Origin of the sequence: Micromonospora sp. AKA38 (assembly GCF_027925725.1) — a bacterium.
GTDB lineage: Bacteria > Actinomycetota > Actinomycetes > Mycobacteriales > Micromonosporaceae > Micromonospora.
The window spans coordinates 163,639-186,503 of sequence record NZ_BNEI01000005.1 but is presented as its reverse complement, the minus strand read 5'-3'; the positions used below and the strand labels follow the sequence as shown (position 1 = coordinate 186,503).

Annotated in this window: 25 protein-coding genes; 11 read left to right on the top strand and 14 right to left on the bottom strand. The window is 71.8% G+C overall.

Features of this window, described 5'->3' with window-relative positions; translation table 11 throughout:
- Position 1: 1 nt before the first annotated feature.
- From TPA0908_RS18535 to TPA0908_RS18525, 3 genes are read right to left on the bottom strand one after another with little or no spacing between them, the layout of a single operon-like run.
- On the bottom strand, positions 2–1,258 hold the full coding sequence (locus TPA0908_RS18535; protein WP_281939638.1) for an ABC transporter substrate-binding protein: 1,257 nt from the start codon (positions 1,256–1,258) through the stop codon (positions 2–4).
- A gap of 45 nt (positions 1,259–1,303) precedes the next feature.
- A complete protein-coding gene (locus TPA0908_RS18530) occupies positions 1,304–1,996 on the bottom strand; it encodes an ABC transporter ATP-binding protein (protein ID WP_107161231.1) in 693 nt (230 codons plus the stop codon).
- Positions 1,983–2,744 (bottom strand): ABC transporter ATP-binding protein, encoded by a 762-nt coding sequence (locus TPA0908_RS18525; RefSeq protein WP_281939634.1) that lies wholly within the window; start codon positions 2,742–2,744, stop codon positions 1,983–1,985. Before TPA0908_RS18525 ends, TPA0908_RS18530 begins: the two co-directional genes overlap by 14 nt.
- 380 nt (positions 2,745–3,124) lie before the next feature.
- On the opposite strand from TPA0908_RS18525, the gene TPA0908_RS18520 reads away from it, so the two are divergent.
- Positions 3,125–3,388 carry a TetR/AcrR family transcriptional regulator C-terminal domain-containing protein gene (locus tag TPA0908_RS18520; RefSeq protein WP_281939632.1) on the top strand — a complete coding sequence of 88 codons (264 nt, stop codon included), beginning with the start codon at positions 3,125–3,127 and terminating at the stop codon, positions 3,386–3,388.
- On the opposite strand, the gene TPA0908_RS18515 is transcribed toward TPA0908_RS18520, so the two are convergent.
- The 5 genes from TPA0908_RS18515 to dnaE form a co-directional block, all read right to left on the bottom strand.
- A complete protein-coding gene (locus TPA0908_RS18515) occupies positions 3,372–4,448 on the bottom strand; it encodes an alcohol dehydrogenase catalytic domain-containing protein (protein ID WP_281939631.1) in 1,077 nt (358 codons plus the stop codon). The two genes, TPA0908_RS18520 and TPA0908_RS18515, sit on opposite strands and share 17 nt — an antisense overlap.
- 176 nt (positions 4,449–4,624) lie before the next feature.
- The gene (locus tag TPA0908_RS18510; RefSeq protein WP_281939630.1) at positions 4,625–5,662 is read right to left on the bottom strand and encodes an aminotransferase class V-fold PLP-dependent enzyme; all 1,038 of its coding nucleotides are present in this window, start codon (positions 5,660–5,662) and stop codon (positions 4,625–4,627) included.
- 197 nt (positions 5,663–5,859) lie between these two features.
- Complete coding sequence (locus tag TPA0908_RS18505) at positions 5,860–7,251, bottom strand: cation:dicarboxylate symporter family transporter (protein ID WP_281939629.1); 1,392 nt, start codon at positions 7,249–7,251, stop codon at positions 5,860–5,862.
- A gap of 21 nt (positions 7,252–7,272) precedes the next feature.
- Positions 7,273–8,178: a hypothetical protein gene (locus tag TPA0908_RS18500; protein ID WP_281939627.1), complete on the bottom strand. Its 906-nt coding sequence runs from the start codon at positions 8,176–8,178 to the stop codon at positions 7,273–7,275.
- 38 nt (positions 8,179–8,216) lie between these two features.
- Positions 8,217–11,747 carry a DNA polymerase III subunit alpha gene (dnaE, locus tag TPA0908_RS18495; protein WP_281939625.1) on the bottom strand — a complete coding sequence of 1,177 codons (3,531 nt, stop codon included), beginning with the start codon at positions 11,745–11,747 and terminating at the stop codon, positions 8,217–8,219.
- 419 nt (positions 11,748–12,166) lie between these two features.
- On the opposite strand from dnaE, the gene TPA0908_RS18490 reads away from it, so the two are divergent.
- Positions 12,167–12,352 (top strand): hypothetical protein, encoded by a 186-nt coding sequence (locus tag TPA0908_RS18490; protein ID WP_281939623.1) that lies wholly within the window; start codon positions 12,167–12,169, stop codon positions 12,350–12,352.
- 59 nt (positions 12,353–12,411) lie between these two features.
- Here TPA0908_RS18490 and TPA0908_RS18485 read toward each other — a convergent pair whose 3' ends face one another.
- A complete protein-coding gene (locus TPA0908_RS18485) occupies positions 12,412–12,918 on the bottom strand; it encodes a helix-turn-helix domain-containing protein (protein WP_281939621.1) in 507 nt (168 codons plus the stop codon).
- Positions 12,919–13,124: 206 nt separating this feature from the next.
- On the opposite strand from TPA0908_RS18485, the gene TPA0908_RS18480 reads away from it, so the two are divergent.
- The 3 genes from TPA0908_RS18480 (at position 13,125) to TPA0908_RS18470 (ending at position 15,590) form a co-directional block, all read left to right on the top strand.
- Complete coding sequence (locus TPA0908_RS18480) at positions 13,125–14,192, top strand: helix-turn-helix domain-containing protein (RefSeq protein WP_281939619.1); 1,068 nt, start codon at positions 13,125–13,127, stop codon at positions 14,190–14,192.
- A gap of 115 nt (positions 14,193–14,307) precedes the next feature.
- On the top strand, positions 14,308–14,649 hold the full coding sequence (locus TPA0908_RS18475; RefSeq protein ID WP_281939617.1) for a PadR family transcriptional regulator: 342 nt from the start codon (positions 14,308–14,310) through the stop codon (positions 14,647–14,649).
- The gene (locus tag TPA0908_RS18470) at positions 14,646–15,590 is read left to right on the top strand and encodes a permease prefix domain 1-containing protein (RefSeq protein ID WP_281939615.1); all 945 of its coding nucleotides are present in this window, start codon (positions 14,646–14,648) and stop codon (positions 15,588–15,590) included. Before TPA0908_RS18475 ends, TPA0908_RS18470 begins: the two co-directional genes overlap by 4 nt.
- 61 nt (positions 15,591–15,651) lie before the next feature.
- Here TPA0908_RS18470 and TPA0908_RS18465 read toward each other — a convergent pair whose 3' ends face one another.
- The 3 genes from TPA0908_RS18465 to TPA0908_RS18455 all read right to left on the bottom strand — a co-directional run bounded on the left by TPA0908_RS18465 (position 15,652) and on the right by TPA0908_RS18455 (position 17,258).
- A complete protein-coding gene (locus tag TPA0908_RS18465; RefSeq protein ID WP_281939614.1) occupies positions 15,652–16,212 on the bottom strand; it encodes a GNAT family N-acetyltransferase in 561 nt (186 codons plus the stop codon).
- 66 nt (positions 16,213–16,278) lie between these two features.
- Positions 16,279–16,470 carry a DUF397 domain-containing protein gene (locus TPA0908_RS18460; RefSeq protein ID WP_281939613.1) on the bottom strand — a complete coding sequence of 64 codons (192 nt, stop codon included), beginning with the start codon at positions 16,468–16,470 and terminating at the stop codon, positions 16,279–16,281.
- The gene (locus TPA0908_RS18455; RefSeq protein ID WP_281942607.1) at positions 16,461–17,258 is read right to left on the bottom strand and encodes a helix-turn-helix domain-containing protein; all 798 of its coding nucleotides are present in this window, start codon (positions 17,256–17,258) and stop codon (positions 16,461–16,463) included. The genes TPA0908_RS18460 and TPA0908_RS18455 overlap by 10 nt, the downstream gene beginning before the upstream one ends.
- Positions 17,259–17,454: 196 nt before the next feature.
- Here TPA0908_RS18455 and TPA0908_RS18450 point away from each other — a divergent pair, with 196 nt between their 5' ends.
- From TPA0908_RS18450 to TPA0908_RS18440, 3 genes are read left to right on the top strand one after another with little or no spacing between them, the layout of a single operon-like run.
- On the top strand, positions 17,455–17,643 hold the full coding sequence (locus TPA0908_RS18450; protein ID WP_281939610.1) for a hypothetical protein: 189 nt from the start codon (positions 17,455–17,457) through the stop codon (positions 17,641–17,643).
- The gene (locus TPA0908_RS18445; protein WP_158273891.1) at positions 17,640–17,816 is read left to right on the top strand and encodes a hypothetical protein; all 177 of its coding nucleotides are present in this window, start codon (positions 17,640–17,642) and stop codon (positions 17,814–17,816) included. Before TPA0908_RS18450 ends, TPA0908_RS18445 begins: the two co-directional genes overlap by 4 nt.
- The gene (locus TPA0908_RS18440; protein ID WP_281942605.1) at positions 17,813–18,076 is read left to right on the top strand and encodes a hypothetical protein; all 264 of its coding nucleotides are present in this window, start codon (positions 17,813–17,815) and stop codon (positions 18,074–18,076) included. Before TPA0908_RS18445 ends, TPA0908_RS18440 begins: the two co-directional genes overlap by 4 nt.
- 62 nt (positions 18,077–18,138) lie before the next feature.
- On the opposite strand, the gene TPA0908_RS18435 is transcribed toward TPA0908_RS18440, so the two are convergent.
- Positions 18,139–18,888 carry a YebC/PmpR family DNA-binding transcriptional regulator gene (locus tag TPA0908_RS18435; protein WP_281939607.1) on the bottom strand — a complete coding sequence of 250 codons (750 nt, stop codon included), beginning with the start codon at positions 18,886–18,888 and terminating at the stop codon, positions 18,139–18,141.
- A 479-nt stretch (positions 18,889–19,367) separates the two neighbouring features.
- On the opposite strand from TPA0908_RS18435, the gene TPA0908_RS18430 reads away from it, so the two are divergent.
- From TPA0908_RS18430 to TPA0908_RS18420, 3 genes are read left to right on the top strand one after another with little or no spacing between them, the layout of a single operon-like run.
- The gene (locus TPA0908_RS18430; RefSeq protein ID WP_281939605.1) at positions 19,368–20,294 is read left to right on the top strand and encodes a hypothetical protein; all 927 of its coding nucleotides are present in this window, start codon (positions 19,368–19,370) and stop codon (positions 20,292–20,294) included.
- The gene (locus tag TPA0908_RS18425) at positions 20,291–20,830 is read left to right on the top strand and encodes a hypothetical protein (protein WP_281939603.1); all 540 of its coding nucleotides are present in this window, start codon (positions 20,291–20,293) and stop codon (positions 20,828–20,830) included. The genes TPA0908_RS18430 and TPA0908_RS18425 overlap by 4 nt, the downstream gene beginning before the upstream one ends.
- A 10-nt stretch (positions 20,831–20,840) precedes the next feature.
- Positions 20,841–22,223 carry a type IV secretory system conjugative DNA transfer family protein gene (locus tag TPA0908_RS18420; RefSeq protein WP_281939602.1) on the top strand — a complete coding sequence of 461 codons (1,383 nt, stop codon included), beginning with the start codon at positions 20,841–20,843 and terminating at the stop codon, positions 22,221–22,223.
- A 19-nt stretch (positions 22,224–22,242) separates the two neighbouring features.
- On the opposite strand, the gene pdxT is transcribed toward TPA0908_RS18420, so the two are convergent.
- Positions 22,243–22,848, bottom strand: coding sequence for a pyridoxal 5'-phosphate synthase glutaminase subunit PdxT (pdxT, locus tag TPA0908_RS18415; RefSeq protein ID WP_281939600.1), 606 nt, complete (start codon positions 22,846–22,848; stop codon positions 22,243–22,245).
- Positions 22,849–22,865 lie beyond the last annotated feature (17 nt).

Genomic DNA, 22,865 nt, shown 5'->3' with positions numbered 1-22,865 from the left:
GTCAGAGCTTGCAGTCGGCCGACGGGGTGCGGAACGCCTCGGCCGCCGGGATGGTCTTGAGGATCTTCACGTAGTCCCACGGTTCCTTGACCTCGGCCTGCGGCTTCACCTGCGCCAGGTAGGCGTCGTGCACGACCCGGTGGTCCTCCGCGCGGATCTTGCCGTTGCGCAGGAACAGGTCGTTGATCTCCTTGCCCTCCAGCTCCTTGACCACGGCGTCGGCGTCGTCGGTGCCGGCGGCCTGCACCGCCTCCAGGTACTGCATGGCGGCGGAGTAGTTGGCCGCGTGCGCGAACGACGGCCGGGTGCCGGTCTCGGACTGGAACCGGTCCGCCCACTCCCGGTTCTGCTTGTCGAAGTTCCAGTACCAGGCGTCGGTGTAGGTGGTGCCGGCCAGCGCGGCCGGGGTGAGCGAGTGGATGTCGGTGATGAACATCAGGCCGACGGCCAGCCCGACGCCCTTCTCCCGCAGCTTGAACTCGTTGTACTGCTTGACCACGTTGACCAGCTCCGCGCCGGCCTGCATGGTGCCGAGCACCTGCGGCTTCGGGTTCAGCGTCGGCGCCTTGAGCAGGAACGACGAGTAGTCGCCGCTGGTGTTCGGGAACGGCGCGCCGTCCTTACCCACGACCTGCCCGCCGGCCGCGCCGATGGCGGCCGTGAAGCTCTTCTCCATGTCCTGTCCGAACGCGTAGTTCGGGTAGAGGATGTACCAGTTCTTGCCGACCTGCTCGGTGGTCACCGTGCCGGTGCCGTGCGCCAGCATGTAGGTGTCGTACGCGTAGTGGAACGTGTACTTGTTGCAGCTCTTGCCGGTCAGGTCCGTGGTCGCCGCGCCGATGTTGAAGTAGAGCTTCTTCTTCTCCTTGGCCACGTCGGCTACCTTCAGCGCGGCCGACGAGGTCGGCACGTCCAGGATCGCGTCGACGCCCTTGCGGTCGACCATCTCCTGGGCCTTGCTGTTGGCCACGTCCGGCTTGTTCTGGTGGTCGGCGGTCTCCACGCTGATGTTCTTCGTGACCGCGTCGTCGCCGTGCTTGGCCTTGAAGTCGGCGATGGCCATCTCCACGGCCTTGACCGAGTTCCGCCCGGACAGCTCCGAGTAGGCCCCCGACTGGTCGTTGAGCACGCCCAGCACGATCTTGTCGCCGGTCAGCTTCGAGTCACCGCCGGACTGCGGGCCACCGCCGCCGCAGCCGGCCACCAGCAGCGCCGCCGCCGAGGCGGCGGCCACACCCACGCTCCTACGCATGGTCATCCCCTTCGTCGCCGCGCGGTCCGCGCGGGTTCGGCCGTCGACTTGTCAGATCCCGAGGTACGCCAGCAGCTCGCGTTCCCGCGAGCGCACCTCCGTGTTCTCCATCGCCTCCGCGATCCGGCCCTCGGCCAGCAGGTAGTGCCGGTCGGCGACGCCGGTGGCGAAGTGCAGGTTCTGTTCCACCAGCAGCACGGTCACGCCGTGCCGCTTGGCCTCCCGCAGCAGGTCGCCGACCTGCTGCACGAGCAACGGCGACAGCCCCTCGGTGGGCTCGTCGCAGAGCAGCAGCCGGGCGCCCATGCGCAGCACCCGGGCCAGCGCGAGCATCTGCTGCTCGCCGCCGGAGAGCATGGTCGCGGCCGAGTCGCGCCGGGCGTGCAGCGCGGGGAACGCCTCGTACACCCGCGCCAGCGGCCACGGGTCCGGGCCGACCCGGGGCGGCAGCGTCAGGTTCTCGGTGACCGTGAGCGTGGCGTACGCGCCCCGGTCGTCGGGGACCCAGCCGAGCCCGGCCCGCGCCCGCTTGTACGCCGGCAGCCGGGAGATGTCCCGCCCGTCGAGGTGCACCGTGCCACGCTGGCCGGGGTGCAGCCCCATCACGGACCGCAGCAGGGTGGACTTGCCGGCGCCGTTGCGTCCGACAAGCGTGACCACCTCACCGGCGGCCACCTCCAGGCTCACCTCGCGCAGCACCTGGGCCTCGCCGTACCAGGCGGACAGGTTCTCAATGCGCAGCATCGCTGGCTCCCAGGTAGGCGGTGATGACCCGCTCGTCGGCGCGGACCTGCTCGTACGGCCCCTCGACCAGCACGGTGCCGGCCTGGAGGACGGTGACCGTGTCGGCGAGCCGGCCCACCACGCTCATGTTGTGCTCGACCATGACCACGGTCCGTCCGGTGCGGACGGTGGCGATCAGCTCGACGGTGCGGTCGACGTCCTCCAGGCCCATCCCGGCGGTCGGCTCGTCGAGCAGCAGCACCTTCGGGTCGAGGGCGAGCGCGATGGCCAGCTCCAGGGCCCGCTTGCGCCCGTACGCGAGCGCCTCGGCCGGGGCCTCGGCGAGGTCGGCGAGACCGACCATGGCCAGCAGTTCGTCGGCCCGGTCCCGGTAGCGGCGCATCAACTTCGCCGACCGCCAGAACCGCCAGCCCAGCCCGCTGGGCGACTGGAGCGCCAACTCGACGTGCTCGCGCGCGCCGAGCTGCGGGAAGAGGCTGGTGATCTGGAACGACCGGGCCACGCCGAGCCGCGCCACCCGCTCCGGGGGCAGCCCGGTGACGTCCCGGCCGTCCAGCTCGATCCGGCCACCACTGGGCGGCAGGAAGCCGGTGAGCAGGTTGAACAGCGTGGTCTTGCCGGCGCCGTTCGGGCCCACCAGGGCGTGCACGGTGCCCGCCGCCACGTCCAGGTCGACGCGATCGACGGCCCGGAAACCCCGGAAGTCCCGGGTCAGCCCACGGGCCGACAGGATCGCTTGCCCGGCCATCGCCTCACCCTCCGCAGGTCCGTCCGCCACGGCCGGGTCGGTGACCGGGGTCACAGGGCCGTCGCGTGCAGGAAACCTACGGGGCGTCGAACGGGTCGAACCATGTCGATGCGCCACACATTCCCCCCGCCCGGCACGGTGTGGACCTCCACAGGCGCCGGGCGCTCCCGCCCCATCGGCGGCCGTCGACATGTGTCCCGGCACCGTGACCGGGCCGGCTCCCGCGACCGGGTAGCGGACCCGGCCCGGCGACCGGGTAGGGGGCTCACCGGTCGACGGCGTACTCCGGCAGGTCGAGCCCGTCGGCGTGGCCGAGGAACAGCCGGGTGGCGAGCCCGCGCATCGGCCGGGACGCGCGCTGGCACGTGGCGATCACGCTGATGGCGTACGTGAAGGGCGTCGCGGTCAACCTGGAGGCCGGCGCGCAGGCGGTGCAGGACACCGGGCGCACCGACGAGGAGTGGGTGGACCGGCAGCGGGACACGTTGCACCGGCTGATGGCCGGCGGCCGGCTGGCCACCATGGACGCGCTGACCGCGGGCGGCGTCGACCTGGACCTGGAGACCGTCTTCGACTTCGGCCTGCGCCGGCTGCTCGACGGCGTGACGGTCCTGGTCGACGGCGGGCTCAGTCCGGGAACGTGACCACCCAGCGGGCGCCCTCGCCCCGCGCCAACCGGTCCAGCGCGGCGGGCGCCTCGGCCAGCGACACCGTGCCGCTGACCAGCGGCGCCAGGTCGAGGTCACCGGCGGCGAGCGCGGCGGCCAGCTCCGGCACCTCCCGGTCCGGATCGGTCGAGCCGTAGACCGAGGAGCGCAGCGTACGCGCCGAGTGGAAGATCTCCATCGCGGAGAGGCTGAGCAGGTCGTCCCGGCCGCCCATGCCGACCACGGTGACCGCGCCTCCGCGCCGGGTCGCCCGCCAGGCGGCGCGGATGGTGGCGGCCCGGCCCACGCACTCGAACGCGTGGTCCACCCCGCGCCCGTCGGTGCGGGCCCGGATCTCCCGGCTCAGCGCGTCGTCGGCGGGCAGGAAGTCGGTCGCGCCGGCGGCCAGGGCCAGCTCCCGTTTGGCCGCCACCACGTCGACGGCGAGGATCGGTGCCGCGCCGGCCCGGCGAGCGGCGGTGAGCACGGCCAGCCCGACGCCGCCCAGGCCGATCACCGCGACCGACTCGCCGGCGGCGACCCGGGCGGTGTTGCGGACCGCGCCGGTGCCGGTGAGCACCGCGCAGCCCAGCAGCGCCGCCTGCGCCGGCGGCAGCCCGGCCGGCACCGGCACGGCCGCCCGTTCCGGCACCACCACCTCCTCGGCGAGCGCGCCGAGCCCGAGCGTGACCTGCACCGGCTCCCCGTCGGCGGTCTCGCCGCGCGGCACCGAGGCGGCGCCGTTCGCGACGCAGAGCCAAGGCTCACCGTGCCGGCAGTGCCAGCAGTCGCGGCAGGCGGGCGCCCAGTTGAGCACCACCGGCGTGCCCACGGGCAACGCGGTGCCCGGCCCGATCTCGACCACCACGCCGGTCGCCTCGTGCCCCAGCACCAGCGGGTACCCGGGCGTCAACGTGCCGTGCACCATGGCCAGATCGGAGTGGCACAGGCCGGCGGCGCGGATCCGGACCCGCAGCTCACCCGGGCCGGGGGCGGGCAGGCGCACCTCCTCGACGGCCGGGGTCGCGCCCCGGCCGCGTACCACGAGCGCCCTCATCGCCTGACCGCCGGCAGCGGGCGCGGGACGGGCGGTGCGGCGACGGGATCCATGGCGTCCTTCGAGGGCGGAGATCGACTGTGGGTCCTCGACGCTACCCCCGACCGGCTTGGAGCCGACGCCGACCCGAGGAGGCGGCCACCCGAGGATCGTGGCCACCTGGCCTGAGCCGGGGCTCAACCCGTCAGCGCCTCCAGTGCCAGGTCGACGTCCGCCTCGGTGGTGTAGAGGTGGAACGAGGCGCGCACCCGGCCGGCCCGCACCGCCGCCCGTACCCCGGCCCGGGCCAGCTTCTCCTGCGCGTCCGGCACCTCGACGGTGACGATCGCGCTGTCGCCGGGCGGGCGGCCCAGCCCGGCCAGGAACCGGTTGGCCAGCGCCACGTCGTGGTCGCGTACCGCCACCGGGTCGAGTTCGGCGAGCAGCTCCAGCACCGGGGCCGCGCCGGCGTAGCAGAGCCAGGACGGGGAGATGTCGAACCGGCGGGCGTCGTCGGCCAGCCGCAGCGGCAGGCCGTAGAACGAGGCGCTCGGGTCGCGGCCGGCGTACCAACCGGCGGCGTCGGCACGCATCCGCTCGCGCAGCGCCGGCGCCAGGTAGGCGAAGGCCGCACCACGCGGCGCCATCAACCACTTGTACGCCCCCACCAGCACCGCGTCCGCCCGGTCCGCCGCGAACGGCAGCCACCCGCAGGCCTGGGTGGCGTCGACCACCACGAGCGCGTCGTGTGCCCGGGCCGCCGCGACGATCTCGTCGTACGGGGCGACCGTGCCGTCGGCGGACTGCACCAGGCTGAACGCCACCAGGTCGGTCCCGGCGTCGATGGCGTCGACCAGGCCGTCGAGCGGGACGGTGCGCACCCGCACACCGCGCTCCTCCTGCACCAACCAGGGGAACAGGATCGAGGTGAACTCGACCTCGGGCACCACCACCGTGGCCCCCGGCGGCAGCGCCGCCGCGATCGGTGCCGCCAACTGGGAGACGGCCGCGCCGATGCTCACGTCGGCCGCGTCCACGCCGACCAGCCGGGCGAACGCGGCCCGGGAGCGCCCGACCGACTCGTCCCACACCTCGAACGACACCCGGCCGCTCCGCCACTCGGCGAGCACCTGCTGCACCGCCGTCCACACCGGATCGGGCGGCAACCCGTAGGTCGCCGTGTTCAACCAGCCCGGCTCCGGTTGCCACAACTTCCGTGCCTGCTCCAGCTCCATGCCACCGACGCTAACCACCCCCACCCCCACCCGACACCGCCAATCCCACCCCCGTGGCCCACCCCACCCCCACCCCCGGCCCTCCCCCGTCCCCCCACCCCTCGCCGATCTTGCGGTTTCGGCCCCTTCGGTGGGCGCTTCGTCCGTTTCGCCGGGGCACAAAGTGCAAGATCGCGTGAGGGGGCGGGGTGGGGCTGTCAGGGGGTGGTGGAGGTGGCGAGGGGGCGGTCGGGGGCGGGTGGGGTTGCGGTCTCGGCGGGGCGCTCGTCGTCGTCGTCGAGCATGCTGGTCTCGTCGAACGGGCGGTCGCCGGAGAGCACGGCGCGGGCCTGCTCCCGGTCGAACTCCCCGGTCCAGGTGCCGACCAGCACGGTCGCCACCGCGTTGCCGGCGAAGTTGGTCAGCGCCCGGGCCTCGGACATGAACCGGTCGATGCCGACGATCAGACCGACGCCGTCGACCAGGTCCGGCCGGTGCGACTGGAGGCCGCCGGCCAGCGTGGCCAGCCCGGCGCCGGTCACGCCGGCCGCGCCCTTGGACGCGATCACCATGAACACCAGCAGCGAGATCTGCTCCCCGACCGCGAGCGGCTTGCCCAGCGCGTCGGCCACGAAGAGCGCGGCCATGGTCAGGTAGATCGCGGTGCCGTCGAGGTTGAACGAGTACCCGGTGGGGACCGTGATGCCGACGACCGGCCGGCTGACGCCGACGTGCTCCATCTTCGCGATCAGCCTGGGCAGCGCCGACTCCGACGACGAGGTGGACAGGATCAGCAGGAACTCGCGGCCCAGGTAGCGCAGCAGCGAGAAGATCGAGATCCGGGCGATCAGGCGCAGCAGCAGGCCGAGCACCACGATCACGAAGATCAGGCAGGTGGCGTAGAAGCCGAGCATGATCTGCGCCAGGCTCTTCAGCGCGTCCACGCCGGTGGCGCCGACCACCGCCGCCATCGCGCCGAACGCGCCGATCGGCGCCAGCCACATGATCATCGCCAGCACCTTGAAGACCAGGCGCTGGAGCACGCCGATCGCCCGCAGCACCGGCTCGCCCCGGCGGCCCATGCCCTGCACCGCGAAGCCGACCAGCAGCGCCACCAGCAGGGTCTGCAACACCTCGCCCTCGGTCAGCGCGGAGACCAGCGTGGTCGGGATGATGCCGAGCAGGAAGTCGACGGTGCCGCCGCCCTCCTCACCGGCCGCGGACCGGCCCGCGTCGGCCACGTCCGGCCCCAGGTCCAGGCCGGCACCGGGGTGGATGACGTTGCCGACCACCAGGCCGATCGCCAGCGCCACGGTGGACATGACCAGGAAGTAGCCGAGCGCGAGACCGCCGACCTTGCCGACCTTGGCCGCCTGCCGGACCGAACCGACGCCGAGCACGATGGTGCAGAAGATGACCGGACTGATCATCATCTTGATCAGGTTCACGAAGCCGGTGCCGAGCGGTTTCAGCGCCTTGCCGACGTCCGGTGCGACCAGGCCGACCACGATGCCGGCGACGACGGCGGCGATGACCGCCAGGTAGAGGTACCGGGTCCGGTCCCGGCGGGCGGGCCGGACGTCCTCGGGGGCGGAGGTGGTGGTGTCCATGCCCATACTGTGAGGCAGGTCTCAGTGAACCGCACGAGGAGCGGGCAGGTCCGCGAGCGCGGTCGCCAGCTCCGCCCGGACCCGGTCCAGCGGCCAGGCGGCCAGTTCGGGCAGGCCGTGCCGCGCCCGCAGTCGCCGCACCGCCGCCAGGCCGACCAGGTAGCCGCAGCGCGCGGGCAGGTCGCCGCGCAGCGGCGAGTCCCGCTTGAGGAAGTAGGCGGCGTGGTGGTCCGGGTCGGTGGCGTCCAGGTCGGCCCGGACCCGGCCCAGGATCTCCGGCCAGCGGTGGCGACACTCGTCCAGCCAGGCCCGGTGGCCGGGACGACCGAACCAGAGGTACGCCTCCGGCGGCCGGCCCGGGTCGAGTTCGGCGGTGGCCTGGGTGGCCAGCCCCTCGGCGAAGAGATGGGTCGCCACCCCGTGCTCGGGCCAGCCGCGTATCCCGGCCCGGCGGTCGTGCACGACGTGCGCGGCCTCGTGCCGCACCAGCAGCCCGTCGTCGTCCGGTGGGCCGAGGCGCTCGACGGCGAGGAAGAGCGCGTAGCGACCGCCCAGGTCGTCAGCCCAGCCGTTGGCCTGGTGCAGCCCGACCAGCACCACGCACTCGACCGGTCCGCCCTGACCGGACCAGCCCAACGCCCCGGCCGCGTCCGCGACGCCGGCGGGCAGCAGTCCGCGTACCGCCTCGGCGCGGGCGGCCAGGTCGGCGACCCGGTCGCGGAGCCCGGCCACGGCGGCGGTCACGGACGCCGGTTCGGACCAGTCACCGTCCCGGTCGAGCACCCGGAACACGTCCGGGTGCCGGTCCAGGTAGCCGGACCGCCAGTGCTGCGGCCAGCGGTCGGCCGGCGCCGACCGGCATTCGCGCAGGCAGGCCAGCGCGTCGGGCACGAGGTCACGTACGTGCAGCAAATGATTGGACGGCATCCCGTCGATGCTGCCCGATCACCGCCCGGGCCGCTCGGTCAGCTCACGTTGGCCGGGCCCAGGACGCTCTTCAGGTCACCCATCAGCGCGGTGGTCGCGGCGACCCGGAACGGCCCGAGACGCAGCGTGGTGACCTTGCCGCCGTTGAGCAGCTTGACGTGCACCTCGGTGTCGCCGGGGTGCAGCACCAGCGTCTCCTTGAGCCGCTCGACGAGCGGCGGCGTGCAGCGGTGCACCGGGATGGTCAGGGTGACCGGCTTGTTCGCCGGGTTGCTGGTGACGTCCGGCATGGACATGTCCATCGCCATGATCCGGGGGGTGTCGTCGCGGCGGTCCACCCGGCCCTTGACCACCACGATCGCGTCCTCGGCGATGTACTGCCCGATCACCTCGTAGGTGTTGGGGAAGAACAGCGTCTCGACGCCGCCGGCGAGGTCTTCGAGCGTGGCCGAGGCCCAGGCCCGGCCCTGCTTGGTGACCCGGCGCTGCACGCCGGAGAGGATGCCGGCGAGGGTGACCACCGCGCCGTCGGGCACGGTGCCCTCCTCGGACAGCGCGGCGATGGTGGTGTCGGCCGCCGCGCCGAGCACGTGTTCCAGGCCGAACAGCGGGTGGTCGGAGACGTACAGGCCGAGCATCTCGCGCTCGAACGCCAGCTTGTCGCGCTTGTCCCACTCGCTGTCCGCGATGACCGGCATGACGGTGGTGCTGCCGGCGTCCGCGTCGCCGAACCCGGCGCCGAACAGGTCGTACTGGCCGACCGCCTCCTTGCGCTTGACGTCGGCGTACGCGTCGATGGCGTCGGCGTGCACGGCGAGCAGGGCCTTGCGCGGGTGCTTCAGCGAGTCGAACGCGCCGGCCTTGATCAGCGATTCGATGGTCTTCTTGTTGCAGGCCACCGCGTCGACCTTGGACAGGAAGTCGTAGAAGTCGGCGTACTCGCCCTTCTCCTCGCGGCAGCGCATGATCGAGGCGACCACGTTCGCGCCGACGTTGCGGACCGCGCCGAGGCCGAAGCGGATCTCCTTGCCGACCGGGGTGAACGGTCCGGCGGAGGTGTTCACGTCCGGTGGCAGGACCTGGATCCGCATCCGGCGGCACTCGGACAGGTAGAGCGCCATCTTGTCCTTGTCGTCGCCGACGGAGGTGAGCAGCGCCGCCATGTATTCCGCCGGGTAGTGCGCCTTGAGGTAGGCGGTCCAGTACGACACCAGGCCGTACGCGGCGGAGTGGGCCTTGTTGAACGCGTAGCCGGCGAACGGCACCAGGACGTCCCACACCGCCTGGATGGCGTCGTCGGGGTAGCCGCGCTCGCGGCAGCCGTCCCGGAACGGGACGAACTCCTTGTCCAGGATCTCCTTCTTCTTCTTGCCCATCGCGCGGCGCAGCAGGTCGGCCTGGCCGAGCGTGTAGCCGGCGAGGATCTGCGCGGCGCGCTGCACCTGCTCCTGGTAGACGATCAGGCCGTAGGTGGGGGCGAGGATCTCGCGCAGTGGCTCCTCCAGCGCCGGGTGGATCGGGGTGATCTCCTGGAGGCCGTTCTTGCGCAGCGCGTAGTTGGTGTGCGAGTCGACGCCCATCGGGCCGGGCCGGTAGAGCGCCAGCACGGCGGAGATGTCCTCGAAGTTGTCCGGCTTCATCATCCGCAGCAGCGAGCGCATCGGCCCGCCGTCGAGCTGGAACACGCCCAGCGTGTCGCCGCGCGCGAGCAGCTCGTACGCCGGCTTGTCGTCCAGCGGCAGGCCGAGCAGGTCCAGCTCCTTGCCGTGGTTGAGCTGGATGTTCTTCACCGCGTCGTCGATGATGGTCAGGTTGCGCAGGCCGAGGAAGTCCATCTTCAGCAGCCCGAGCGACTCGCAGGTCGGGTAGTCGAACTGCGTGATGATGACGCCGTCGGCGTCGCGCCGCATCAGCGGGATGTGCTCGATGATCGGCTCGGCGGACATGATGACGCCGGCCGCGTGCACACCGGTCTGCCGGATCAGGCCCTCGATGCCCTTCGCGGTCTCGATGACCTTCTTGACGTCCGGGTCGGTCTCGTAGAGGCCGCGGATCTCGCCCGCCTCGGCGTAACGCGGGTGCTTCGGGTCGAAGATGCCGGAGAGCGGGATGTCCTTGCCCATCACCGCCGGGGGCATCGCCTTGGTGATCCGGTCGCCGACCGCGTACGGGAAGCCGAGGACCCGGGCCGAGTCCTTGATCGCGGCCTTCGCCTTGATCGTGCCGAACGTGGCGATCTGCGCGACCTTGTCCTCGCCCCACTTGTCGGTCACGTACTTGATCACCTCGCCGCGCCGACGCTCGTCGAAGTCGATGTCGACATCCGGCATCGAGACGCGCTCGGGGTTGAGGAACCGCTCGAAGATCAGGCCGTGCGGGATCGGGTCCAGGTCGGTGATGCCCAGCGCGTACGCGACGAGTGAGCCGGCCGCCGAGCCACGGCCGGGGCCGACCGCGATGCCCTGGCTCTTCGCCCACTGGATGAAGTCGGCGACCACGAGGAAGTAGGACGGGAAGCCCATCTGGATGATGACGCCCAGCTCGTACTCGGCCTGGACGACGTGGCCCTCCGGGATGCCGTTCGGGAAGCGGCGCTTGAGCCCGGCGAACGTCTCCTTGCGGAACCAGGACTCCTCGGTCTCGCCGTCCGGGATCGGGAACCGCGGCATCAGGTTGTGGAACGTGAACATGCCGGTCGGGTCGACCTTCTCGGCCACCAGCAGCGTGTTGCGGCAGCCCTGCTGCCACAGCTCGGACGAGTCGACCGCGCGCATCTGGTCGGCGGACTTGACGAAGTAGCCGCCGCCCTCGAAGCGGAACCGGTTGGGGTCGGCGACGTTGCTGCCGGTCTGCACGCAGAGCAGCACGTCGTGCGCCTCGGCCTGCGCCTCGTGGGTGTAGTGCGAGTCGTTGGTGACCACCGGCGGGATGTCGAGCTTGTGCGCGATCTCGGTGAGCCCGTCGCGGACCCGGCGCTCGATGTCGAGGCCGTGGTCCATGATCTCCAGGAAGTAGTTCTCCTTGCCGAAGATGTCCTGGTACGCGGCGGCGACCTTGAGCGCCTCGTCGAACTGGCCGAGCCGCAGCCGGGTCTGCACCGCGCCGGAGGGGCAGCCGGTGGTGGCCATGATGCCCTCGGCGTGCTCGGCGATCAGCTCCATGTCCATCCGGGGCCACTTGACGTAGTGGCCCTCCATCGAGGCGCGGGAGTTGAGTCGGAACATGTTGTGCAGGCCGGTGCGGTTCGCCGCCCACATGGTCATGTGGGTGATGGCACCGTTGCCGGAGACGTCGTCGCTCTTCTGCTCGGGACGCCCCCACTTGACCCGCGCCTTGTGGAAGCGCGACTCCGGCGCCACGTACGCCTCGACGCCGAGGATGGGCTTGACGCCGGCGGCCATGGCCTGCTTGTAGAAGTCGTTCGCGCCGTGCATGTTGCCGTGGTCGGTGATCGCCACGGCCGGCATGCCGAGCCGCGCCGCCTCGGCGAACAGGTCCTTGAGGCGGGCCGCACCGTCGAGCATCGAGTACTCGGTGTGTACGTGCAGATGCGCGAACGAATCGCCCATGCGTGGGGCCCCCCGGTCATGGTCATGGGTCGGTCGACCCACCCTAGCGCCGCCCGTGAGGCGACCTCCAGCAGCCGCGCGCGGCGACCCGCCGCAGGTGGTGTGGATCTCCCTGGAACGGACGCGTCCGGCACCGTTCCGCACGCCTGTTCCACGGCGGCGAACAGGGCGGACACCCCTACGGTCAGCCGGTCCCGGACGGCCTGCCCGGGTCACCCACCAGCCGGAAGGGTCTCCATGAGCCCACCCCCGGGCGCACCCCGTGGCGGACGCCGCCGATGGCTGCGCCGGCTGTCCGGCGCGGTGCTCGCCGCCGCGCTCGCCCTCACCCTCCCCGCCGCGCTCCGGCCGGTCCCGGCGGCCGCCGCGACCGGCGACCTGATCATCAACGGTACGTTCGACAACGGCAGCACCGAGCCGTGGTGGACCCGGTTGGCCGCGACCCGCACCACGGTCGAGCGGGCCGGCTCGCCATCCGCACCGCCGGGCCGACGGTGGCCCCGCACACCTGGGACGACCTCGTCGGGCACTTCGAGTTCGGGGTGACCGCCGGGCAGCGCTACCGGCTCGGGTTCGACGGCTTCGCCAACCGGCTGCGCCCCTGAGCGCGGGCCAGGAACGACGCCCCGCCCGGCCGCACCACCGGGCGGGGCGTCCCCGCGTCTCACCCGTGGCCGTGGCAGCCGGCGACGCAGGCCGGTCCACCGGGTCCGCCGCGCCGCCGCAGGGCCAGCGCGCCCGCCGCGCCGGCCAACGCGCCGACCGCGCAGGCCACCAGGACACCGGCGGTCCCACCGAGCGGCCGACTCCCGGCGCGCCGTGCCGCCACCGGCCCTTCGGGTCGGTGTGACGCCGGCGGCGGCCCGTGCGGCCGGACCGCCTCGGCCAGGCGCATCTCGATCTCGTTGCGCGCCGCCAGCCAGCTCCGCACCTCCGCGTCCGGCGTCCCGCAGGCCGCGAGCAGCGCCAGCACCACACGTTCCTGGGGCAGCGTGACGCGGGCCAGCGCGGCGGCCAGGGTGCTGGGCGGCAACCAGTGCCCGGCCGCGGTGGCGCGCCGGGCCGTCTCCCGGTAGGTGAGCCCGGAACGCTCCCGCAGCCGGCGCAGCACCGCCACGTACTCTGCCGGCGTCGCCGCGCCGGGCGGGCACGCCGGAACGACCTCGGTCATAGGTACCTCCCCGTGATACTGACCCGTCCGCGGCCGGCGTCGCGGCCTGCGGGGCCATCACGTTAGGTAGGCCGGCGGCGACCGGCAATGCCCCGTCCGGCAGGCACGCCCGTCCACGCAGGTCAGCCCCGTGTGTCCGGGTTTCTGTCCGGATCGTCGGACAGCGGGATGCGCCGGCCGGCCGGCGACTGCCGCAGAATCAGGGGATGGACCACGGGGAGCACCAGATCGACCAGATCACCGATCGGGCCGGATTCCTGGTGGCGCTGCGCGCGCTCAAGGAACGATCCGGCCTGACCTTCCGACAGTTGGCGCAGCGGGCCGCCGACAACGGGGACGTCCTGGCCCGCAGCACCCTCGCCGACGTCCTGAGCCGCGACGCGCTGCCCCGCCCGGAGGTGCTGGCCGCCTTCGTGCGCGCCTGCGGGCAGGGTGACCTCGTCGCCGCGTGGCTACGGGCCCGTGAGCGACTCGCGCTCGCGGCGCTCGTCCCGGCGCCGGAGGCCACCGGGCCCGCTCCCGCCGGCGACCCCGGTCCGGCGGCGGCCGGCGCTGACGATCGCGGGGAGGCGCCCACCGGGACCGACCCGGCTGACGGGGTGGTTTCCGGCGGTCCGGTAGCCGCCACGCCGGGCACGGGGCAGCGCAAGCGCCTCCTGGCCCTGCTGGCGCTCGCCGCCACGGCCCTGGCCGCCGCCGTGGGAGCCGGCGTCCGGCTCGCCGGGGAGCAGCAGCGGGACACGTCGATGACGGAGGTCGGCGACAACCTGCCGGCCGCGCGAACCGCGACGGGCGCGACATCCACGGCGCCGGCCGGCCGGGTCCGGATCCGGCCGGCGCGAACCCCCGGGCTCTGTCTCGGCGAGGGCTGGGACCGCCCGGGGGGCTACCGCCACGAGATCCTCGTCCAGCGGGCCTGCGCGGGCGCCACCCCGCCGGAGACCGACCTGGAGCCGGTGGGCGACGGCGCCTTCATCATGTGGCGGCATCCGGTCAAAGGCGACGGTTGCCTGACCATCCGCGGCGACGACCCGGGGCGCTTCCTGCTGGAGCCGTGGGAGGACTGCCAGGCCCAGCGACTGGAGCAGGTGTTCCGGTTCGAGGCGCGGGCGGACGGGGCGTACCGGATCCGCTCGGCCCGGGGATCGTTGTGCCTCGGCATCCGCGACGACACCACCGGCCCGGGCGAGGCCGCGCTGGCCGAGCCGTGCGCGGACTCGGACGACCAGGCATTCCAGGTGGACCCGGCTCCGGAGACCGACGCGACGAGCTGAACCGGGGTACGCGATGGGCGGGGCGCCGGGGAGCCCGGTACCTCGCCCATCGTTGTCCCCCACACGATATGTCAGTGCGTTGCAATAGTGTGTGCCACACACTATGGTGTGAAGCATGGTCAGCGACGAGGTCCTCCGGACCCATCTCCAGGAGCTGCGACGCGGCACGGTCGTGGTGGCCAGCCTGGTCGCCCTGCGCCGCCCCGACTACGGCTACGCCCTGCTGCAACGGTTGGCCGCGCACGGCTTCGCGGTCGACGCCAACACGCTCTACCCGCTGCTGCGCCGGCTCGAGGAACAGGGCCTGCTGACCAGCGAGTGGAACACCGAGGAAAGCCGGCCACGCAAGTTCTACCGCACCAGCGACGACGGCCAGGCGGTGCTGGAGCGCCTGCTCGACGACCTGACCGCGGTGCGGACGTCCGTAACCCAGTTGATCGAAGGAGCGGGACGATGAGTTCCCTGACCGACCGTTACGTGGCGGCGACCCTGCGGACCGTGCCCGCCCCCCGCCGGGCCGAGCTGGCCGAGGAGCTGCGCGCCTCCATCGCCGACATGATCGACGACCGGACCGCCGGCGGCCAGGACAACGCCGCCGCCGAGCGCGAGGTGCTCACCGAGATGGGCCGCCCCGAGCAGCTCGCCGCCCGCTACAGCGACCGGACGCTCCAGCTCATCGGCCCGCGCTACTACCTGCTCTGGTGGCGGGTGCTGCGCACCCTGCTCACCTGGATCCCGGCGGCGGTCGGCGTGATCACCGGTCTCGTCACGGCCACCGTCGGCGACGAGCCCGGCCGGGCCATCGGCGCGGCGATCTCGGTCGCGTTCCAGACCGCGGTGCAGGTCGCGTTCTGGGTGACGCTGAGCTTCGCCGTCCTGGAGCGCACCCGGGCTCCGCTCGGCCTGCCCGAGTGGACCGTCGACCAGCTCCCGGAGGACACCCGCGACCGGCAGATCAGCCAGCCGGACAGCGTGGCCTCGGTCGTCTTCCTGCTCGGCACCGTCGCGGTCCTGGTCGGGCAGCACTTCCAGCGGTGGACCAGCGACGACGGCTCCCGGTTGCCGGTGCTCGACCCGGCACTGTGGACCTTCTGGCTCCCCGCCCTGATCGTGGTGCTGCTGGCCACCGTCGGCCTGGAGGTCGCGAAGTACCGGGCCGGGCGCTGGACCTGGCCGCTGGTGGCGGTCAACGCGCTGCTCAACCTGGCGTTCGCGGGTCCGGTGGTCTGGCTGCTGCTCACCGACCGGCTGCTCAACCCGGAGCTGGTCGACCGGTTCACCTGGCTGCGCGAAGGCGGGGCGGACGACGTGGCCCGCGTCGCCGCCGTGGTCACCGTGGTCATCGCATTGTGGGACGTGATCGACAGCATGGTCAAGGCCCGGCGCGCCGCCCGCTGAGACCTCCGCCGGCCCGGCGCCGCCCGTCGAGGGCGCGCCGGGCCATCGGGTACGCCGGCCGTCAGCCCGCCGCCCGCCACTCCCGCGCCAGCAGGGCGTAGACCGCCTCGTCGGTCCACTCCCCCTTGACGAACTCGTTCTCCCGCAGGTGCGCCTCGCGGCGCATGCCCAACCGTTCCAGCACCCGGGCCGAGGCGGTGTTGCGGGCGTCCAGCCGGCCGACGATCCGGTGCAGGCCCAAGCCCTCGAAGCCCAGCCGCAGCAACTCCCGGGCCGCCTCCGTCACGTAGCCGTGGCCGGTGTGGTCGGGATGGGCCACGTACCCGATCTCGCCCTGCCGATGCTCCGCGCTGATCCAGGTCAGCAGCACGTCACCGACGAACACGCCGGTGTCCGCCACCGTCACGGCCAGGTTGAGCACGTCGCCCGGCGCGCGCAACGCGGTGCGCCGGACCAGCCGGTCGATCGCCGCCCGGGCGGCGGCGTCGTCGTACGGCTGGTGGTAGAGGAAGCGGGTGACCTCCGGGCGGCCCCGGTAGTCCCGGACCACGGCGAGGTCGTCGGCGGTGAAGGCACGCAGCACCAGGCGCGCGGTGCGCAACGGCAGATCGGGTACGAGCACCCCGGCAGGCTACGGGCTGCCAGCGACCCGGTCAGCCCGGTTTCGGCGGGCGTCCCCCCGGGCGGGTCAGGCGACCGACTTCGTGTGGGAGACGAACGCCTGCCAGGAGCGTGGCGTGAAGGCCAGGACCGGGCCCTGCTGATCCTTGCTGTCCCGAACGGCGACCACACCGGGGAGGTTGTCGGCGACCTCGACGCAGTTCCCGCCGTTCGTCCCGGACTTCGTCGACGTACGCCACCGGGCGTTGGTCAGGTCCATGTCAGTGCCGCCTCCTTGATCAATGCCAGGGACAGCTTCCGAGGTAGAGCGTCCCGGACGACGCTTTCCCACGTCCGTTGGAGAGTAGCAATCTCAGCCGAGCCACTGACCGTCTCCGATCGGACTTGGCTGTCGACGTGGCCGAGGGCGGAATCGTCCGGCATGGTCGCCAGGATGAAGCCGCCTTGCAGCCCAGGGTAGAGCCCGGTTTCCTCGGGCACGACATGTATTCGGACGTGCGGCAGCTCAGCCGCCGCAGCCAGGTGTTCCGACTGTTCCCGCATGATCATTCGGCTGTCGTTGACGGTGCGCCGCAGGACGGCCACGTCGAGCACCACCACGAGGTGGGGCGGATTCTCCCGATTCAGGATCGACTGGCGGTCGATCCGGGAGCGAACCCGCTGGTCGATTTGCTCAGGGGTGAGCTGACCGCCCGCGTGCAGGATCGCCCGTGCGTATCCCTCGGTCTGCAGCAGTCCCGGCACGAACACGGGTTCGTACCAGCGCAGAGCCGTCGCCTGTTCCTCGACGCTGATCCATTCGCGGAGCCAAGGCGGTGCCAGGTCCAGAACTGACAGCCGATCGAGCAACCGGCCGAAGATGCCACCCGTCTGCAACGCCCTGTCGATGGCCGCCGCATAGTCGGTGGTGGGCGGCCTGCTTCCGGTCTCCACCGCACTGACATGCGTACCGGAGTAGCTGATCAGTCGACCGAACTCCTCCTGGTTGAGCCCTCGCGTCGTCCGGAGACGACGCAACTCGTCGAGCAGGATCTCCGCCGCAGTCATGGTCACGATCCCCCAACCCTTCCCCAATCCGCAGCCTCGTCTCCTCAGCGCCCCTCACCAGTAGAGAAGCCTCCTGCCGGCGTCACTCCACAAGGACCGGATTGCTTCCGCGACTGTCCCGCCAACACGCAGAGTTCCATACCGAAGACCAGCAGTGAAGGCCGGCTTCCGGCCAGCAACCTCACCGGAGGTGGACATGGTTCGGTGGAAGTGGTTCCAGCGGCAGGACGAACCCGTCGACGTGGTGCAGCGCCCGGCGTACGCGCACCGGGGCGGCGCCTACGGCACGCACGGTCCGCAGGCGTCGACCGACGACCGGCCGACGGACCGGCCCGGGGACGGACGAGCCGGCCACGGCACCGGGCACTCGCGGAGCGCGTCGTGACGGGGGCGGAGCAGCGGCTGCCCGAGCCGCCGTTCGCCGTCGTCCTGGCCGGCTACGTCGTCGACCTGCACCATCGGGACGCATGCTCCCGATGCCGGCCGGACGGCGGCTGTGAACGGCTCGCCCGAGCCGGGGAGACGCTGCGGGCGTGGCGGGACCGGAAGCGCGGGTGACGCCGCGCGCCGGGGAACTGCTGGAGATCAGCCGGGCGGCCTCGGTCCAGTTCGTCCGGCCCATCATGTTCCGCGTCATCCGGAGGCTGGACTGGACCACGTACGACGGGTGGGCCTGGCTGGAGGGTTACGAACTGGACGCCGCCGGCGACGCCGTCGCCCGCCGGACCGTCTTCGTCCAGCCGGCGGGCCTGCGACGGCTGTCGCCGGCACACCCACCAGCGCACCCACCGACGCGGCGACGCACCGGTACGGCGTAGTGGCGGCATCCCGGGTCTGGGATACCGCCACTACGCCGAGCCGGTGTCGATTTGGAAGGGGGTCAGCCGACCGCGGCCATGACCTCGTCGGAGACGTCGAAGTTGGCGTAGACGTTCTGCACGTCGTCGCAGTCCTCCAGCACGTCGATCAGCTTGAAGATCTTGCGGGCGCCGTCCTCGTCCAGCGGCACGTTCACGCTGGGGATCAGGGAGGACTCGGCCGACTCGTACTCGATGCCGGCGTCCTGCAACGCGGTCCGGACCGCGATCAGGTCACCCGGCTCGGAGATCACCTCAAACGCCTCGTCGAGGTCGTTGACCTCCTCGGCGCCGGCGTCGAGGACCGCCATCATCACGTCGTCCTCGGAGGTGCCGGCCTTCGGCACGATCACCACGCCCTTGCGGGAGAACATGTAGGACACCGAGCCGGCGTCGGCAAGCGAGCCGCCGTTGCGGGTCAGCGCGGTGCGGACCTCGGTGGCGGCGCGATTGCGGTTGTCGGTCAGGCACTCGATCAGCATCGCCACGCCGCTCGGGCCGTACCCCTCGTACATGATCGTCTGCCAGTCGGCGCCGCCGGCCTCCAGGCCGGAGCCCCGCTTGACCGCGCGGTCGATGTTGTCGTTCGGGACGGAGTTCTTCTTGGCCTTCTGGATGGCGTCGAAGAGCGTCGGGTTGCCGGCCGGGTCGCCGCCGCCGGTGCGGGCCGCCACCTCGACGTTCTTGATCAGCTTGGCGAACATCTTGCCGCGCTTGGCGTCGATCACGGCCTTCTTGTGCTTGGTGGTCGCCCACTTTGAGTGGCCGGACATCTGATACCTCCGTCTGTTGACCCACGCCTGCGTCGACTGCTCGCGCCGGCACCCCACCGCCCGGGCGCCGCGAGCCGCAGCACCCCCGACGGCTCCGCGTGACGGGCTGGGGCGGTGACGGCCCTGCCGAACCGTCGGCAATCCTACCGAGGTCGCACCCCGGGCGTCGCACACCCGCCGGCCGGACGCGGCAACCGGGCCGGAATGGCCGCCGCGCCGGGCTGATGACGGAGATCCGACAATCATTCGGGTACGCCCCGGGCCGCCGCGCCCGACCGGCGTCACGCCCCGCGCCGGATGGCGGTCGGCTCGCGTATTCGCGTCGACCTGCGTCTTTGGGTCGACCTACGGCACACGCTCAACCGAACAGCCATGCGGGCCCAACGACGGGTCAGTCTCTCCTGCCTTGTCCGGTCCTACGGAGCTGATTGGCATCCCGGCTAGCCTGCAAATCCCCGAAAGCGATGAGCGGAGGAAGCGTGCTCGAGACGTTCGACGAATTCTCCGCCGGAATCGACATGCTGGGGCCGCAGGGTGTGGACGCCCTGAATGGTTTCTCCCTCATCGTCGAACTGCCCGCGGCGCGGGACCTCCAAGGACTGGACGCGTTGCGGCGCGAACTGGGCGCGCGACTCTACCGGGCGGTGGCGGAGGTGCTGGAGGCCAGCGAGCTGCACGAGGTGGACACGCTGCGGCTGGACTGGAGCGACGGGGACGTCGGCGTGGTCTACAAGGAGCCCTCGTTCGGTTTCCGCATCGACATCCGGCGGGACCTGCGGATCACCCTGAGCCGTTCGGGCTCGTCGCTGCGGTTGTTCCACAACTGGTACCGGCTCCTGATGCCGTACCTCCGGGGGCTCGTCTCCCGAATCGCGATCGACCTGTCCGAGGTGCTGCACTCGGACTTCGATCTGCAACCCCTGCGCGCCGCCTACCGCTTCTCGATGATCGTCTACGACTTCATTCCGGTGCACCGGCAGAAACCGGTCAGCAGCCATGAACTGATCGGACCGCTGCTGTCCCGTCGGCCCGACGAGGACGGCCGGTTCCGGCCGGTGCCGACCGGTCAGGACGCGGCCAGCTCACTGCGCACCGGTCGGCTCGACATCAAGATCTCCAATTTCCGGGAGGCCGCCCCCGGCGTGCACCTGCGGGAGGTCTACGACATCCAGGCGCCCGCCAATCAGGGTTACCGGGGCATCTGGCTGGACTTCCACTCCATCGCCGAGACGATCGGCTCGGACAATGCGGAGCCGGGCGCCCGCATCGCGCCCCGTCCGGATTTCCTGCTGGAGAACTACGAGGTGCCGTACCGCGACTTCTTCCGCGACCGGGTGGTGAAGGGTTTCATGGCGGATTTCTTCCGGGAGTGGAACTTCTCCTGCGCCGTCGGCACGATGCCATGAGTCAGGAATCGCTCAACACGCTCCAGGTCGTCGGGTTGGCCGTCACGCTCACCCTGAGTGTCATCGCCCTGATCCTGTCCTGGCAGAACAACCGCGCCACGGCCCGGGAGGCGCGGATCGCCGGCGAACAGTTGGAGGCGTCGGTGGTGCCGGTCGCCATGATTCAGGACTCCCGGCTCACCTGGCGCGGGCAGGAGCTGGTGGTGCTCTCCGTCCGGCTGCGCAACGTCGGCGCCGGCCCGCTGCTCGGCCTGCGGATCGAGCAGATCACGCTGGACCAGTCGGCGCTGGAGTTCGTGTCGTTGGGCGAGCCGAAGGCGGACGCGGTGCAACCCATGACGGACATCGAACAGCGGCTGCGGTTCAGCGACCCGCCGCACATCCCCGAGCTGGGCTCGCTGGTGCTCCGGATCCGCTACTTCGACGTGCTCGGCAACGAACACGACAAGCCCCTCAACCTCCGCATCTCAGCCGGGTCCGGCAGCGGCACGATGACCGGTTTCACGCCCGCCCACATCACCCGTCGTCGAGCGTGAGGGGATCCCGGTGTCCAAGCTGATCATCGGACGCTTCCTGGCCCGCCACCTCGATCCGGAGTCGAAGTCGAGGAGCCAGTTCGCGCCGCGTCGAGCGAGCGTCACCGACGCCCGGATCCGGCTCGGCCTGCGCGAGGAACACATCATCGCGGACGACGCGCTGGGCCCGGTCGTCGCCTCGGACGACGACAGCCATCTCATGACCATCGCGCCCACCGGCGCCGGCAAGGGCCGCGACGTGATCATCCCGAACCTGCTCAGCTACGAGGGCTCGGTGGTGGTGCTCGATCCGAAGGGGGAGAACTACGACGTCACCCACGCCCACCGGCGCGACGCGCTGGGTCACGAGATCGTGCTGCTCGACCCGTTCGGGGCCAGCAACGGCAGCCGAGCCGACCGCGGTGCCCTGAACCCCTTCGACGTGTTCGCCGAACTGGGTCGGGACAACGAGGACGCCGAGGAGCCGGAGGACTTCGGGCGGCTCCTGTCCGACCTGCTGATGGGGGGGGAGAAGTCGACGGTCGAGCCGTTCTGGGACGAGATGGCCCAGCTCCTGATCGCGGGCCTGACCACCCACCTGATCACCGCGGAGGCGGGGGCCGAACCGACGGGCTCCTCCTCGCTGACCCTCCAGAAGCTGCGCAGTCGGCTGTTCCAGAGTGACCTGGTGATGTATCTGGCCGAGGCGTTGGACAACGACCGGGACGGGCGGATGCCGGCCGGCACCCGGCAGGAGTTCCAGATGCTGCTCGGTGTCGATCAGCAGAAGACCTTCCCCAGCATCGTGGTCACGGCGGCCCAGCAGCTCGCGCCGTTCAGCTCGCGGCGGACGGTGGAGGCCACCGACCGCACGAGCTTTCCGCTCGCCCACCTGGTGGACCCGGACCGCCGGATCTCGATCTACGTGGTCGTACCGCCGCACAAGCTCCGTACCCACCAGCGCCTGCTCCGGGCCTGGATCGGTTGCCTGCTCTACTACGTCATGAACAGCCGGACGATCAACCAGTCGCGCCTGCTGTTCCTCATCGACGAGGCGGCGCAACTGGGCCGGTTCTCCCTGCTCCAGGACGCGATCACCCTGTTGCGCGGATACGGGCTGCGCACCTGGACGTTCTGGCAGGACCTGGCGCAGCTCACCAGCATCTACCGGGGTGTCGGCGAAACGATGATCAACAACTCCGGCGTGCTCCAGGTGTTCAGCCCGGCGAACTTCGGCGCCGCCGCCGAGCTGTCCCGACGGCTCGGCGTCAACGTGGGCGAGCTGTTGCAGTTGTCCCCCGGTGAGCAGGTGGTCGCCTTCAAGAGCGAGCAGCCGACCCGGATTCAACGCTTCAACCACCTCACCGACCCGGTGCTCCGGGAGTGGGCCGCACCCAATCCGCGACACCACTGACCGACGTCGGGTGGACGCGTCAGGACGCCGCCCGGACGAGGTCCACGAAGAGGCGGTGCAGGCGCAGGTCGCCGGTCAGCTCGGGATGGAACGAGGTGGCCAGCAGGTTTCCCTGCCGGACCGCGACGATCCGGTCGGCGGCCGGGCCGTCGGTGACCCGGCCGAGCACCTCCACGCCCGCGCCGACCCGCTCCACCCAGGGCGCGCGGATGAACACCGCGTGGAACGGCTCGCCGTCGACCCCGGTGATCGTCACCGGGGCCTCGAACGAGTCGACCTGGCGGCCGAACGCGTTGCGCCGCACGGTCATCTCGATACCGGCGAAGCCGCGCTGGTCGGGGCGGCCGTCCAGCACCTCGGCGGCCAGCATGATCATGCCGGCGCAGGAGCCGTAGACCGGCATGCCGCCGGCGATCCGCTTGTCGATCGGCTCGCGCATCTCGAAGATGTCCACCAGCTTGCTGATCGTGGTGGACTCGCCGCCGGGCACCACCAGGCCGTCGACCGCGTCCAGCTCGCCCGGCCGGCGGACCGGCCGGGCGTCGGCGCCCGCGCCGGCCAGCGCCGCGACATGCTCACGCACGTCGCCCTGGAGGGCCAACACCCCGATCACGGGTACGCGCACCCGGTCGCTCCTCTCAG

What these genes read in the sequence shown, in the direction of transcription:
- TPA0908_RS18460 (WP_281939613.1), bottom strand. Translation starts at nt 16,470, where the DNA reads ATGGACCTGACCAACGCCCGGTGGCGTACGTCGACGAAGTCCGGGACG.
- dnaE (WP_281939625.1), bottom strand. Translation starts at nt 11,747, where the DNA reads ATGGGCGATTCGTTCGCGCATCTGCACGTACACACCGAGTACTCGATG.
- TPA0908_RS18530 (WP_107161231.1), bottom strand. Translation starts at nt 1,996, where the DNA reads ATGCTGCGCATTGAGAACCTGTCCGCCTGGTACGGCGAGGCCCAGGTG.
- TPA0908_RS18425 (WP_281939603.1), top strand. Translation starts at nt 20,291, where the DNA reads ATGAGTCAGGAATCGCTCAACACGCTCCAGGTCGTCGGGTTGGCCGTC.
- TPA0908_RS18475 (WP_281939617.1), top strand. Translation starts at nt 14,308, where the DNA reads ATGGTCAGCGACGAGGTCCTCCGGACCCATCTCCAGGAGCTGCGACGC.
- TPA0908_RS18520 (WP_281939632.1), top strand. Translation starts at nt 3,125, where the DNA reads ATGGCGTACGTGAAGGGCGTCGCGGTCAACCTGGAGGCCGGCGCGCAG.
- TPA0908_RS18480 (WP_281939619.1), top strand. Translation starts at nt 13,125, where the DNA reads ATGGACCACGGGGAGCACCAGATCGACCAGATCACCGATCGGGCCGGA.
- TPA0908_RS18510 (WP_281939630.1), bottom strand. Translation starts at nt 5,662, where the DNA reads ATGGAGCTGGAGCAGGCACGGAAGTTGTGGCAACCGGAGCCGGGCTGG.
- TPA0908_RS18500 (WP_281939627.1), bottom strand. Translation starts at nt 8,178, where the DNA reads ATGCCGTCCAATCATTTGCTGCACGTACGTGACCTCGTGCCCGACGCG.
- TPA0908_RS18470 (WP_281939615.1), top strand. Translation starts at nt 14,646, where the DNA reads ATGAGTTCCCTGACCGACCGTTACGTGGCGGCGACCCTGCGGACCGTG.
- TPA0908_RS18515 (WP_281939631.1), bottom strand. Translation starts at nt 4,448, where the DNA reads ATGAGGGCGCTCGTGGTACGCGGCCGGGGCGCGACCCCGGCCGTCGAG.
- TPA0908_RS18505 (WP_281939629.1), bottom strand. Translation starts at nt 7,251, where the DNA reads ATGGACACCACCACCTCCGCCCCCGAGGACGTCCGGCCCGCCCGCCGG.
- TPA0908_RS18450 (WP_281939610.1), top strand. Translation starts at nt 17,455, where the DNA reads ATGGTTCGGTGGAAGTGGTTCCAGCGGCAGGACGAACCCGTCGACGTG.
- TPA0908_RS18525 (WP_281939634.1), bottom strand. Translation starts at nt 2,744, where the DNA reads ATGGCCGGGCAAGCGATCCTGTCGGCCCGTGGGCTGACCCGGGACTTC.
- TPA0908_RS18435 (WP_281939607.1), bottom strand. Translation starts at nt 18,888, where the DNA reads ATGTCCGGCCACTCAAAGTGGGCGACCACCAAGCACAAGAAGGCCGTG.
- TPA0908_RS18535 (WP_281939638.1), bottom strand. Translation starts at nt 1,258, where the DNA reads ATGACCATGCGTAGGAGCGTGGGTGTGGCCGCCGCCTCGGCGGCGGCG.
- TPA0908_RS18455 (WP_281942607.1), bottom strand. Translation starts at nt 17,258, where the DNA reads ATGACTGCGGCGGAGATCCTGCTCGACGAGTTGCGTCGTCTCCGGACG.
- TPA0908_RS18485 (WP_281939621.1), bottom strand. Translation starts at nt 12,918, where the DNA reads ATGACCGAGGTCGTTCCGGCGTGCCCGCCCGGCGCGGCGACGCCGGCA.